At 71.2% G+C, this 12,721-nt stretch carries 9 protein-coding genes; 4 read left to right on the top strand and 5 right to left on the bottom strand.

Going from position 1 to position 12,721, the window contains the following annotated elements:
• Positions 1 to 220: 220 nt before the first annotated feature.
• Positions 221 to 1,039, top strand: coding sequence for a TetR/AcrR family transcriptional regulator (locus tag WMF34_RS25295; protein ID WP_269454196.1), 819 nt, complete (start codon positions 221 to 223; stop codon positions 1,037 to 1,039).
• A 363-nt stretch (positions 1,040 to 1,402) separates the two neighbouring features.
• Here WMF34_RS25295 and WMF34_RS25290 read toward each other — a convergent pair whose 3' ends face one another.
• From WMF34_RS25290 to WMF34_RS25270, 5 genes are all read right to left on the bottom strand, one after another.
• Positions 1,403 to 3,160, bottom strand: a complete 1,758-nt coding sequence (locus tag WMF34_RS25290; protein WP_157906900.1) for a cytochrome-c peroxidase — start codon at positions 3,158 to 3,160, stop codon at positions 1,403 to 1,405.
• Positions 3,161 to 4,224: 1,064 nt separating this feature from the next.
• Positions 4,225 to 5,988, bottom strand: a complete 1,764-nt coding sequence (locus tag WMF34_RS25285) for a glycoside hydrolase family 5 protein (RefSeq protein ID WP_437989383.1) — start codon at positions 5,986 to 5,988, stop codon at positions 4,225 to 4,227.
• A gap of 287 nt (positions 5,989 to 6,275) precedes the next feature.
• Positions 6,276 to 6,473 (bottom strand): hypothetical protein, encoded by a 198-nt coding sequence (locus WMF34_RS25280; protein WP_157906899.1) that lies wholly within the window; start codon positions 6,471 to 6,473, stop codon positions 6,276 to 6,278.
• Positions 6,470 to 7,444, bottom strand: coding sequence for a GAF domain-containing protein (locus tag WMF34_RS25275; RefSeq protein WP_437989382.1), 975 nt, complete (start codon positions 7,442 to 7,444; stop codon positions 6,470 to 6,472). Before WMF34_RS25275 ends, WMF34_RS25280 begins: the two co-directional genes overlap by 4 nt.
• 454 nt (positions 7,445 to 7,898) lie before the next feature.
• Positions 7,899 to 9,632 (bottom strand): hypothetical protein, encoded by a 1,734-nt coding sequence (locus WMF34_RS25270; RefSeq protein ID WP_157906898.1) that lies wholly within the window; start codon positions 9,630 to 9,632, stop codon positions 7,899 to 7,901.
• A gap of 136 nt (positions 9,633 to 9,768) precedes the next feature.
• Here WMF34_RS25270 and WMF34_RS25265 point away from each other — a divergent pair, with 136 nt between their 5' ends.
• Genes WMF34_RS25265 through WMF34_RS25255 form a run of 3 tightly spaced genes read left to right on the top strand, consistent with a single transcriptional unit; the run spans position 9,769 to position 12,701 of the window.
• On the top strand, positions 9,769 to 10,404 hold the full coding sequence (locus WMF34_RS25265) for an RNA polymerase sigma factor (RefSeq protein ID WP_437989381.1): 636 nt from the start codon (positions 9,769 to 9,771) through the stop codon (positions 10,402 to 10,404).
• The gene (locus WMF34_RS25260; RefSeq protein WP_437989380.1) at positions 10,401 to 11,678 is read left to right on the top strand and encodes a FecR domain-containing protein; all 1,278 of its coding nucleotides are present in this window, start codon (positions 10,401 to 10,403) and stop codon (positions 11,676 to 11,678) included. The genes WMF34_RS25265 and WMF34_RS25260 overlap by 4 nt, the downstream gene beginning before the upstream one ends.
• Positions 11,679 to 11,681: 3 nt before the next feature.
• Positions 11,682 to 12,701, top strand: a complete 1,020-nt coding sequence (locus WMF34_RS25255; RefSeq protein WP_437989379.1) for a hypothetical protein — start codon at positions 11,682 to 11,684, stop codon at positions 12,699 to 12,701.
• Positions 12,702 to 12,721 lie beyond the last annotated feature (20 nt).

Here is a 12,721-nt window from a genome sequence, read left to right as displayed (position 1 = left end):
GGGTTTCCAGGCTGTTTCGTGAGGGTAAAATGCAGGGCGCGAGCGCTTTTTCCCGGAAGTAGTGAATTTTCTTGGTGGCGGTGTGGGTGGTGGATTGGGTGATGAAGAGCGGATGGCGCAGGGGGCGAGCGCGGAGCCGATTGACGCGCGGGAGGGCGAGGCGGCATGAGGGCGCGACGGCGATCGCGCGGCTGCGTGGTGGCCAACTCGGACGATGACGATGAAGACAGAGATGGCTCCTCCTCCGAAGACCGGCGGCAGGCGCAGCGCCGAAGGAAGGCAGCCGGCGGAAGGGGGGCGGAACGCCGGAGGCGAGCAGAAGGCCGAGGGGAGCCCGCGCCGCATGGGCCGGCCGCGCAAGGCGCCGCAGCGGAGCGATCTCGCGCCACGGGAGCAGATTCTGCAGGTGGCGGGCCGGCTGTTCGCCGAGCGGGGGGTGGCCGAGGTGTCGATGCTGGAGGTCGCGCAGGCGGCGGGGCTCCGACAGTCGTCGCTGTACTACTGGTTCCGGCGCAAGGAGCTGATCGTCGCGGAGATCCTGCAGCAGGTGAACCGGCTGCCGCTGTCGTACGCGCGGAGCCTCGAGGCGACGGGCGAGACGGCGGACGTGCAGCTATGGCGCTTCGTGCGCTTCGACGTGCAGACGGTGTGCGGGTTTCCGCTGGAGATCACGGAGATCCACCGGTTCAGCGAGCGGGATCCGGCGGCGTTCGCGACGTACTGGGCCGAGCGGCGCGCGCTGACCCAGGCCGTGGCGGCGATGGTGGGGCGCGGGATGGGGGAGGGGAGGTTCCGGGAGGTGGACGCCTACCTGTGCGCGCTGACGGTGCTGGCGCAGGACGAGAGCGTGCAGAACTGGTGCCGTCCAGGGGGAGGAGCGCGCGTGCATCCGCTCGCGGCCAGCGATCCGGCGGCGCTGGGCTACGGGCCGGAGCAGATCGCGGCGCTCGTCGCGGATCAGACGGTGGGCGGGCTGCTTGTGCGGCCGTCGAGGCTCGCGGCGCTCCGGAGGAAGGCAGGGGGAGCCGACCGAGGTTGAGGCGACCCGACCGAGGTTGAGGCAGATTGCCCGACCCAGGTTGAGCGGAACCGGCAACACGACTCAGATTGCCCGACCCAGGTTGAGCGGAACCGGCAACACGACTCAGGTTCGGGCCGCAGAGCGATCCAACCCGGGTTGGCGATCCGACCGAGGTTGAGGCGATCAGGCGACCCGACCCAGGTTGAGCGGTGGCGACCCGACCCAGGTTGCGGCGACCCGACCCAGGTTGGGATCGCCGGGCCGCTCAGACGACCCGACCCAGGTTGCGGCGACCCGACCCAGGTTGAGATTGCCCGACCCAGGTTGGGATCGCCGACCCAGGTTGGGATCGCCGCCGCCGTGTTGGGGCGGCCCGGCCGCTCAGAGCGGGTTGAAAGGCGCAAGCCCAGGGAGGTCCTTCGGCCTGCGCCCCGCGGCGCCGACCGCCGGCACCTCCTTGATCTTCTCGCGAGCACGCCCCGTGCCGTCATCCACCACGGTCCATTCATTCCAGAAGTGACCGTCGACGACGAACAGCTGCGGGTGATCGAACGGCGCCTCCTCGAACCGGACCCGCTCGTCCGTGAGCGTCGCCAGGAACGCCACGAGCGCCTTCTTCTCATCTTCCGTCAGCCCGAGCGGCTGAATGTTCGGGGCCAGGTTCGTCCCATTGCTCCCAAATCCGGTGGTGTCACCGCCCTCCCGTTCTCGCCGGCCGCCGCCACCGTTATAAAATTCGACGACTTGCCGCAGCGTCAGCGCGCCTCCGTTGTGGAAATAGGGGCCCGTCAGCTCGATGTTCCGGAGCGTCGGGACCTTGAAGGCGCCGTCGACCGCATCGCGCTCGAGCGGCGCGATCGGCACCCCTGGTTCGACCTCGAACGACGCCGGGTCGATGCCGAATACGTCCGGGGCGCCCTCGCCCGCGGCTAGCAGCTTCCCTTGCCGCGCGAACGAGAACGGATGACCGAAGGGGTCGACCCCTCCGGCGCCGATGTCCTCCTCGGTTGGCCGAACGCCAATGTTGTAGTAGCCCCTGTCGTACAGCGCGGCGCCGCCGTCCCCGACCCGCATCCGCGAGATCAAACCGCCCACCTGCTCCTCACGCTGCAGGCGGGTGGCGGCGCTGGTGAACTCGGGGCCATGGTGGCAATTGATGCACCTGCCCTTGCCCTGGAAGATCGCGAGCCCCGCGCGCTCCTCGTCGCTCAGGGCGGCGCTGTCCCCGTCGGCGAAGCGATCGAACCGACTGTTGTCGGACACGAGCGTGGCCTCGTAGAGCTGGATGGCGAGGCCAAAGAAGAGCGAGAAGTTCGCCTCCACGAGCGACCGATCGCCGACGCGCTGATCCGACCGCCAGTACGCGTCCACGAAGGCCTCTTCGACGAGCTCCCCATAGGACGGAGCGAGCCCTTTTCCGCTCGAATCGCGGAGCTCACCGAGGATGCTGTCCGTCGGGTCCACGATCTGGCCAGCGAGCGGCCTGCGCGGCAAGAGCTTCGCGGCGACGTCAGCGTACGTCCTCCCCTCACACGACATCTCGAAGGGGTTGATCGGCGGGCCCACGGCCTGAGACGCGAGGCTCGAGTTCTCCAGGTCGACCCTCTCGCGGACCAGGACGCCGTCGCGCACCGCGTGGACGGCGGCGTCCGGATCTCGCCTGCCGAACGGGTTCACTCCGTTGAAATGGTTGCTTGCGCGTCCGTCCCAGAAGTTGCGGAAGTTGAACACCGCGTTGATGACCGTGGGCGTCTGCCGCGGCTCGACGCGCCGCACGTTCACCCCTTGCACCTGGAAGACGTCCGGCAGCAGCGTGCAGTCGTCCTTCTCGCTCTCGGGCACGATGCCGTTGAATCGAGCGTGGAACACCCCCTGCGAAGAGATGACGTCGTCGGCATCCGCGGGGAAGTCGCGGCGGAAAGTCCAGTCGCTCGCCACGAGCGCGTAGTTCGGTCCGCCCTTCCCGTCCGACCTCGTGGCTTCGAACCGCGTGCGCCGCTCGGGATCCTGGTTGTTGATACCCGGGTTGATCTGGTTTCTCTTGCGGTGGTCGGCGCCGGCGTGGAAGTGGCACGTCGCGCACGCCACGCCGTCGCTGCCGACCTGCATGTCCCAGAACAGCGCCTTTCCGAGGGCCACGGCCGTCTCCCTGCTCTTGACGTAGCGGGACAGGTCGCGCGGCTCCGGGACGGCGACGCCCCGGAGCGAGCCGACGGACGGCGGCGGAGCGGCTGGCGTAGGCGTCGCGCCGTCGCCCGGCGGATCCGACGGCGACTCACCGCTCCCGGGTGTGACCGGCGACGAGGACCCGCCGTCCCCGAGCGACGAAGCCCCGCCGCCTCCGAGCGACGATGAGCCGCCGTCCCCGAGCGACGAAGCCCCGCCGTCCCCGAGCGACGAAGACGGTCCGGGCCTCGCGCATCCCGAGCACGGAGGCTCGCGTCCCTCGGGCCAGCAGCCGGCGGTTGACGATAGACCCATCAGGACGCCGAGGATCCACGCCCCGATCTCGCCCGTGCGCGGGTCTCCAGAACGAGCTCTAACCATCACGAGGAAGCCTCCTTCGCTGCTGCGCGAGTGAATGACAGGCGGAGCGAGCCAGCGTCCTCGCGGGACACCGCGGGTCGCCTGCGTGTTCGTCCGTCCTGCGATGAGCGGATGTCGCGAGCGCCGACGCTCGACGGGGTTCCGCCCGGCATCGTTCGAGTCTCTTCAAGCCATCCGATCTTCAGAAAGACAGCGCGTGTCCAGGGCGCGCATCGACGTCTCGTCCTGTCTCGTCTCGGCCGGGCGTCTCCCCGTGTCGCGAGCGCATCGGCTCGCGCGGGGGATTCGAGGGAGAAGACGACCTCTGTCGAGGACCGGACGAAGTGGGATGAAGGGACAGGACATATCCCTTCATCGCGCCGTCACCGCGCCGAGCAGGCGCGGCCGTGTGCGTCGCCGAAACCCTGACTCATCCACCGAGTTCGGGCAATGTCGTCGATGAGGAAGCGCGGGAGTGAGCCGATCGAGCGCGGATCGCCTGGTGAACGAGGCGAAGGCGAGAGGGCTAGACTCTGGTCTTCGAGGAGGCCTCGAAGGAACGGAAAGCGCGCCGCGGGAGCTTCGCTGTCCGCGCGCCCGAGGCGACGTGGCGCCGCGCGACCGGCCCGGGCGGAGCGCCCCCGTCCTCGACGGCGCCCCTCGGCGGGCTTCCCGCGTCAAGGCGCCTGGATCTTCTGCTTCACCCACCGCCCCGACTCGGTCAGCTGGCCATCCGACCACGGGCCGCCGGCGCTCGCTCCGGGCCTGAGCGCCGCGCAGGACTCGGCCTTGTCGACGATGGACCAGTTGAGCCAGCTGATGCTGTTGCTGGCCATGAAGTCGAGCCACCGCTGCGCCTCGGCGAGATCCAGCGCGCCGTCCCCGGTGCTAGCGCAGGTGCCCCACTCGGTGACGAACAGCGCGAGGCCCTTGGTCATCGCGGTCGTCGCCTTGGCGCGCAGCCCATCCTTGTGCGTCGCCGCATAGAAGTGGAGCGTGTAGGCGATATTGTCGTAGCTCGTGATCGGGTTGTCGGCGGCGACGTCCACGTCCTGCGACCAGGTCGGCGACCCGACGATCACGAGGTTGTCGGAGCCGGCGCCGCGGATCTCCCGGATCACCTCCTCGGCATACGCCTTCACCTGCGCCCAGGTCTCGGTGTCGGGCTCGTTGAACACCTCGAAGATCACGGCGGGCTCGTCGCCGTACTCCGTCGCCATCTCCCGGAAGAAGCGCTTCGCGGCCTCCTTGTTCCGGGGCTGGACCGCGTCGTGATCGTGCCAGTCGATGAGCACGTAGATGCCTCTGGCGATGGCGGCGTCGACGATCGCCTTGACCTTCCGCTTCTCCGCGTCCGGGTTGTTGACGTAGCCGAGCCCCGATATGTTGGCGGTCATCGCGGCGCGGACGACGGTCGCATCCCAGTCGTTCACGAGCGTGTCGACGGCGGAAGCGTTGTAGAACTTCTCTCCCTCCCAGACGCTCCAGAACATGCTCATGCCCTTGAGCTGGAGCTCTTCGCCGTGCTCGTCGACGACGCGGTTGCCCATCACCCTCAGGCGGCCGTGCCGCTCCACCGGCGTCCTCGCGAGGGGGCCCGTGCCGGTCGAGGTGGTCGAGCTCGTGCCGCTCGAGGTGGTTGTCACGCTCGACGTCGAGGCATCGCCGCCGCCCATGCCGCCGGCGCCGCCCGAGGAGGCCGACGAGGACGCTACGGCCGACGTCGAGGCATCGCCGCCACCCGCGCCGCCGCTGCCGGAGGAGGCCACGGTGGACGTCGAGGCATCGCCGCCGCCCGTGCCACCGGCGCCGCTCGAGGAGGCTGACGAGGACGTCACCGTCGACGTCGACGTGCCGGCGCCGCCCGCGGCGGCCGACGAGGAGGCCACGGTCGACGCATCGTCGCCGCCGGCGCCGCCCGTGCCGCCCGTGCCGTTCGTGCCGCCCGCGGCGGCCGACGAGGAGGCCGACGAGGAGGCCACGGTCGACGCATCGTCGCCGCCGTTGCCGCCTGAGCCGCCGTTGCCGCCTGAGCCGTCATTGCCGCCCGAGCCGCCATTGCCGCCATTGCCGCCCGAGCCGCCATTGCCGCCCGAGCCGCCGTTGCCGCCCGAGCCACCGTTGCCGCCTGAGCCACCGTTGCCGCCCGAGCCGCCGTTGCCGTCCGAGCCGCCGTTGCCGCCCGAGCCACCGTTGCCGCCCGAGCCACCGTTGCCGCCCGAGCCGCCGTTGCCGCCCGAGGAGGCCGACGCCGTCGTGTCGACACCGCCGCTCGAGGAAGTCGACGCCGACGCCACGCTCGGTGCGTTGCCGCCGCCTGATGCCGAGTCTTCCGACGGGCCTCCGCACGCGAGCAGCATCATCGCCGGCAGGGCGAGCTGCAGAAGGCCGCGCGTCCACTTCGGCCCGGTGAACAGTCCGGGGGTCAAGTCATGGATCATCGTAGTTCTCCAAGGAAGGCGCCTCGCACGGCGCGCCCGGCCTCTATCGCGGGCGTCAAGCAAGGACATCGGCAAAGAACGCAACCCGCTGCATAGCAGGCGTGGCGCGATGGGTGAAGGTGAAAGTGGGAGAGCCGCCGAGGCCTGCACTCTCCTGGACGCGCGATCCGCGCGATTCGCGACCCGCGCGATTCGCGATCCGCGCGATCCCGCGCGGGATCACCCTTCACTCCACCCGTGGGCGTCTCTCTCGGAGCCTGACGGCGCGAGGGGCCGGCGGCCCCTCCCTACGCGCGGCGGACGATGTCTTGCAGCGCGCTCTCGAGCCGGCGTTCGATGGCGGGGTCGTCGAGCGTCGGCGTGATCTCCTCGGGCACGACGCGCGCGCGCATGATGACCCGCGCATAGATGAACGCGTCGCGCGCGTTCGGAGGGTCCTTGTCGCCGAGACAGGAGCGGAGCAGCTGGTACGCTCGGCCTTTCACCACGCCTCCCCTGTCGGCGCGCGCTCGACGGTGGTGATGATCCGGCGCACCGCGGCGGTCGCTGTCTCGTGCGCCGCGAACGCGTCCCGCACGACGTGCGCTGCCCTCGCGGCGGCGCCCTCGTCGAGCGTGCCTCCGAGCACGCTCTCGGCGAGCCGGACGAGCGGGCTGATCTCGACCATATCCCGCGTGAGGGACCGCGTCGCCTGGGCGAGCTCGGACGCCGCCTCGGCCGGAGCGGAGCGCGAGAGGGCCATGGCGTCGTCGGCCAGCTCGGCCGCGATCGCGAACATGTCCCGGTAGCAGTCGACCGCCGCGCGAAGATCGTCCGGGCTCGGCGCGAGCTGCGGCGCCTCCGGCAGCGTCGTCGCCGCGCGCTGCGCCTCGGCGATCACGGGAGCGATGGCCATGAGCGCGCGCTCCAGCGCACGCGCGGTCTGCCCGAACCGGGCGAGGCGCTCCCTCGCGGTGCGGCTCGGCGGCGGCGTGTCGCTCTCCAGCGCCTCGATCCGCGCGCCGGCCTCGGCGGCGAGCCGATGGAGGCCCTCGATGACGCCGGGCTCGAACGTGCGCGGGACGAGGTCGATCACGCAGAGCGAGCCGACCACGTGCCGGCGCACCCGCACCGGCACACCCGCGTACGCGCGGATGCCATAACGCTCCACCAGCTCCTTGGGCACGCGCTCGTCGTGCACGGCGTCCTCGACCACGAGCGGCTCCTCGTGGCGCACCACGAGCTGGCAGAACGAGCTGCTCCGTGACGTCGCGCAGCTGACGCCCAGGTCGGGCGGCAGGCCGCGGTGCGCGCGGAACAGCTGGATGTGTCGGACCACCAGGCTCACGAGCGCCATCGGCGCCCGGGCGAGCTCGGTCGCCCGCTCGACGCAGGCGTCCAGGATGGCGTCCGCGTCGTCGCGCAGCAGCACGTGGTGCAGCTCGGCGAGGCGCGCGGGATCGTTCAAATCGGCCATGGGGGTGTTCTTGCCGGGGCGACAGGGCGGGCTCAACCGTGAGCGCCGCCGTGCCTGCGCCGGGCCCACGACCTTACCGCAACCCGGCGCCTCGAGCTGCCCCCGCGGGCGCTTCATCGGCTCCGCGCTCCAGGGGACACGACCCCACCGGCGTCCACCTTCGGGCCGCCGGCTTCGCTGTCCCGCCCTGGTGCAGATCACGATCGATCCTCTGTCGGGTTTTCCTCCCGCCTTCCGGATGACGGAGTGAGGCGCGGAAGCGGCGGGGTGAAGGCCACCCCGGCGCCGCTCGCACGCGCTCGACACCTGAAAGAAAGGCTGGGAGCAACCATGAACCACATCGCCCTCTTCCGCAGCGTCTCGCCCTTCGCCCTCGCCCTCCTCGTCGCGGCCCCCGGCTGCGTGGCCACCGCCGACGACGCGCAGGTCGAATCGCACGCCACGTGCACGCCGACTACTCGCGCGCGAGCGGCAGCGCCCAGGGCCCTCCGGCGCCGGAGCGAGAGATCACCTGGGGCAACGCGTCGCTCGCCCGCTCGGGCGTGTAGTCGTAAGGGGGCTCGAAGACGTCATCCGCTGGCTCCCCGTCTCCGCCCAGGTGAACGCCGCTCTCGTCGCGGTAGAGGTTCGAGCCAGGGACGGCCAGGAGGAGTCCCCGGCCCGTCCCGTCGCTGCAGTCCGAGCGCCGCGTCGCTGCCTCGGCGTTCTCGAACACGCTCGCCTCGAGCAGCACCTGCCCCGCGCAGGCGGCGCCGACCGCCCAGTCCGAGATGTTCGAGAACACATTGTTGAAGAGGTGGGCGCGCGCTCGGGATCCGGTGGCGAGGGGGGCGCGCGTCCTCACTTCATCGAAGCGACAGTGGTGAATCGTCACCTCGGCGTCGGTGATCGTGCAGGCCCAGCGCTCGCGGCCGCCGCACTCGGCCTCGTTGCTGCCATCGAAGTGGCCGTAGGAGAAGGTGACCCCGCTCGTGCCCGCGTGGACGTCGGCGAAGGCGTCGCTGATCCGTTGGACGGTCGTGTGATCGATCCAGACCCGGGAGGCTTGCGTCAGCGTGAACGCATCGCCCGCCTCGTGCACGTTCGAATTCAGATCGTAGAGGGCGAGGTTGCGGATGATCACGTTCTCGCTCTGGTTGAGATCCATGTTCATGCCTGGCAGCGCCGCGCCGCGGCCGAGCCCGACGAGGGTCTTGTTGGAGCCGAACTGGAGGACGCGATGGTTCCGCGTCGCCCCGACGAGCGGACGCTCGCAGGTCGCATCCCCGGTGAGGACCTCATAGAACGTCTTTTCGGGCTCCTCCGAGCAGGTGCTGGGGCAGACCTCGATGTCCTGGACCTCCGATCCCGTGCGGCGGAAGTCGTAGAGGCCTTCGGCGAGCAAGATCACGGCCGGCTCGTCCGAGCGGGCGAGGCTCTCGAGCTCGGTCCAGCTCGAGACGAGCACGGGCGTCGCCCCCGCGCCCCCCGTGGTGCCCTCGCCAAAGCCGATCGCCTCGACCCGTATCACCTTGCGGAGGGCGATGGGCCCCCGCGTCCCCGGCGCGGGCCCGATCCAGCGAGCCTCCGTGCTCGCGGGGAAGGCCGCCTCGGGATCGCAGCCCGGCAGATCTCCAGCGCTCCCCAGCTCGCGCGCCGCCGTCCAGCCGCTGTCGTCGTAGCCGGGCGCGGTCCAGTCTCCTTCCGGCGCGGTGCTCAGCTTCCAGTCGCTGCCGCTCCCATGGCTGCGCTCGAGCTCGTCGAGGTGGACGAGCGCCGCCGGGGTCCCCGCTGCGGCGTGAACGCTCACGGCGATCACGTTCTCTCCTGGAAGCAAGGAGAGGGGCACGAAGATCGGAGCGCGCGCCGACTCGCTCGCGGCGATGAGATCCCCGTTGACGTAGACGCGGAAGGTATCGCGCCCCGTGATGGCGAGACCGGGACCCTCCAGCGCCCCGTAGCTCGCGCTGACGAGCGGCGAACTCGCGAGCTCCTCTCCCTCTCCGAAGGCGGCCCCCGGAGGGAGCTCCGCCGCGGGCGGTTCGCCGTCGCAGGCGAGCTCCGGGAGGGTAGGAGAGCTGCCGCCGACACCCGCGTTCCCCGGGGGTCGGGCGGCCGTCTGGATGAGCTGATCCTCGCAGGAGAGCCCCCAGGACAAGGCCGAGAGCGCGGCGACTCGGAGGAGCCAGGTGCGGCAGGAGAGGCGCATGGCGAACAGGGCAAAGCTGGGGGGCGACGCCCGGGAGCGCAACCCAAATGCTCCGAGTCGCCAGCTCCGATCCAGCGTCCTTACGGCGGGCGAATTTTTCTGGAGGCTCGGGATGCCCCCAAGTAACTAGGAGAGAGTGGCTCAACCCACGCGCTCCGCCCCGCCGCCCGGACCCACCTTGGCCCGCTTCCCCGCCGACAGGCGGTCGGACGCGAGCTTGGTCGCTGGCGCCGCCGCTGGAGAGCGAGAGGCCCTCGCCGTCATCTGGGACAGGTACTCGGGTCTCGTGCGAGGTGTGCTGTATGGCGCCCTCGGTCCCGATACGAGCCTCGAAGATCTGGTCCAGGAGGTCTTTCTCGGCCTGATCCAGGGGGCCGCGCGCATCCAGGACGGGGGGGCCCTCCGTGGCTATCTTGCGTCGATGGCGGCGCGGCAGGCAGCGCTCGAGATCCGGAAGCGCAAGATACGCCGCTGGGTGGGCCTTTCCCCGAGCGGAGAGCTCCCCGAGCGCGCCCTCGAGCGCGTCGACTTCGAGCATCGCGAGGTGCTCAGCGCCCTCCACCGTGTGCTCGACAGGCTGAGCACGCGCCGGCGCATGGCCTTCGTGCTGCGCCACGTGCAAGGCCTCGAAATGCTCGAGACGGCCGCGGCGCTCGGCGTGTCCGAGTCGACGGTGCGCCGTGAGCTCGAGAGCGCGCGCGCGTTCTTGCTCAAGGCGCGCGAGCCAGCCCTCCAGGAGTTCCTGTCCCGGTGTGAAGGACTTTGGCCATGAGCGAACCCGAACGACAGCTCGATCCCGTCGCGGCCCTCCTGCAGAGAGCCGCTCAGCTGAGCGAGCCGGAGCGCCGCGAGGCGCGCGCCGCCTTCCTGCGCCGCGTCGACGAGGCGCAGGCGCGCGCGAGCAAGGCGCGGGTGGTCGTTCGCTGGGTGGCTCCGCTCGCCCTCGCCGCGAGCGTGCTGATGGTCGTTTTCTTCTTCTGGCGAACGGAGCGAGGTCTCGATTACGTCGTCGAGGGCGCGGTGAACGAGAGCGGCTATGTGCGCGTACCCGTCGATCACCCGGCCGCCATCACCTTCTCCGATCAGACGCGGATCCGGGCCGCGTCAGGGACGCGGCTTCGTATCGACGAGACCAACAACGAGCGCGGCGCCCGCATCTCGGTCGAGCGCGGCCGGGTCGAAGCCGAGGTCACGCACACCGGACACAGCGAGTGGCGCTTCGTCGCGGGTCCCTTCGTGGTCCGCGTGGTGGGCACGCGCTTCGAGCTCCTCTGGGACGCTGACCGCGAGCGGCTCGAGGTGATCCTGCGCGAGGGGGCGGTCGAGGTGGAGGGCTACGCCGGCTCTGGCGCCGTGAGCGTGCGCGCGGGGCAGCGCTTCGTGGGGGACGCTCAGGCGAGGACCCTGCACGTCAGCGACACGGCGGCGCAAGGCCCCGACACGGCGGCGCAAGGCCCCGAGCCCGCGCCTCCCGTGGCGCAGGGACAGCTCGCCGAGGTCGCGGCACCGCCGCCGGAGCCCGCTGCTCCCCCGGCGCCGAGCTCCGCTGAACCCCCCGCGCCCCTGGTCGCCCCGCCGAGCACCAGACCGCCCTGGAGCAAGCTCGTTTCCCAGGGCGAGTTCCGGCGCGTCGTCCAGGAAGCCGCGGCGCGGGGCACGCAGAGCTGCCTCACCTCCTGCGATGCCGCCGACTTGAACGCCCTGGCCGACGCCGCTCGCTACGTGGGGCAGAACGAGCTCGCCGAGCAGGCCCTGCTCGCCCTCCGCGCGCGCTACGCATCGACCGCGGGGAGCCGCGCGGCCTTCTTGCTCGGGCGCCTCCACGAGAGCCGCGGCGCCGCCGCGCGCGCCAGGACCTGGTACGAGACGGCCCTTCGCGAGGCGCCGGGCGGCGCCTTCGCCGCCGAAGCGCTCGCGGGGAAGATGCGCGCGGTCCAGAGCCTCGAAGGACCGGCCGCCGCGCGCGTGGTGGCGCAAGAATACCTGCGCCTCTATCCGAGCGGGGTCCACGCCAAGACGGCTCGACAGCTCGCCGCTCAGCCCTGATCCATGGTCCGGCGGGCGCGAACGCTCCTCGTCCTGCTCCTGCTGCTCGTCTGCCCTCGACCGGCGTGGGCGCAGCGCGTGCTCGTCGTCCGACCGGACCCGCGCGACGCCACGCTCTTCGAGGCCTTCGGGCGGCTCTCCGCCGAGCTGGAGCTGCAGTCCTTCGAGGTCATCGTGCTCGGGAGCGCCGCGCGATCGCCCGGGGCCGAGGAGCTCGAGCGAGAGGCGCAGGAGAGCGAGGCCTTTGCGGCTGTTGCGCTGCGGCGCGACGGGAGCGGCACGGCGGCCGAGGTGTGCATCGTGGATCGCGTGACCGGCAAGACGACCACGCGAAAGCTCCTCATCGATCCCTCCAGCGATGGCCCGATGCTCCTCGCCGTGCGCGCCGTCGATCTCCTGCGCGCAAGCCTCCTCGAGCTGGGCTCGGGCCAGGCGCCCGCTCGGGATGTGCTCGGCGTCGAGGCCCAGCCGCCCGCCCCCGAGGTGCTCCGCTTCTCCCGGGAGCCGCCCCGCTTTCACGTGCGCGCGGGAGGGCTCGTGCTCTTCACGCCTCCGGTGGGCGGCGGCGTCGGCGCGCAGATCGGGGCGCACACCCGCCTCGACGAGCGCTTCCGTCTCGGCCTGCTCCTCGGTGGTCCCCTCTTTGGCGCCGAGTTCCGTGCAGCAAGCGGCGCCGCCCGGGTGCGCCAGGAGCTCGCGCTCCTCCGGGCCAGCTGGAACCTCGGGCAAACAGGCGCCGGTCTTCACTGGGAATGGGGGCCGCTCCTTGGCGTCGGCGCCTACCACCTCCAGGCCACCGGCCATGTCGAGCCACCGCTCCTGGGGCGCAGCGAGGAGTTCTTCAGCTTCGCCGCGGACGCGGGGCTGAGCGTGCAGTACTTCTTTCATCCGAGCGTGGGCCTCGGCCTCGAGCTCACCTGTCTCACGCTCCTGCCGCGCCCCGTCATCGCCGTCGATGAGGAGCGAACCGCTCCGCTCATCGCTCAAGCCCTGGGCACGCTCAGCCTGGGGGTCTCGTTCTGAGGGAGCATGGCGAGGCGCGC

The organism is Sorangium sp. So ce145, from assembly GCF_051525985.1.
Lineage (GTDB): Bacteria > Myxococcota_A > Polyangia > Polyangiales > Polyangiaceae > Sorangium > Sorangium cellulosum_B.
Note: the sequence above shows the minus strand (reverse complement) of the source record. Positions and strands in the feature narration are given on the sequence as shown.

Excerpts from the sequence above, each read along its gene's own strand:
- WMF34_RS25295 (WP_269454196.1), top strand. The coding sequence starts at position 221 with ATGAAGACAGAGATGGCTCCTCCTCCGAAGACCGGCGGCAGGCGCAGC.
- WMF34_RS25285 (WP_437989383.1), bottom strand. The coding sequence starts at position 5,988 with ATGATCCATGACTTGACCCCCGGACTGTTCACCGGGCCGAAGTGGACG.
- WMF34_RS25275 (WP_437989382.1), bottom strand. The coding sequence starts at position 7,444 with ATGGCCGATTTGAACGATCCCGCGCGCCTCGCCGAGCTGCACCACGTG.
- WMF34_RS25270 (WP_157906898.1), bottom strand. The coding sequence starts at position 9,632 with ATGCGCCTCTCCTGCCGCACCTGGCTCCTCCGAGTCGCCGCGCTCTCG.
- WMF34_RS25260 (WP_437989380.1), top strand. The coding sequence starts at position 10,401 with ATGAGCGAACCCGAACGACAGCTCGATCCCGTCGCGGCCCTCCTGCAG.
- WMF34_RS25255 (WP_437989379.1), top strand. The coding sequence starts at position 11,682 with ATGGTCCGGCGGGCGCGAACGCTCCTCGTCCTGCTCCTGCTGCTCGTC.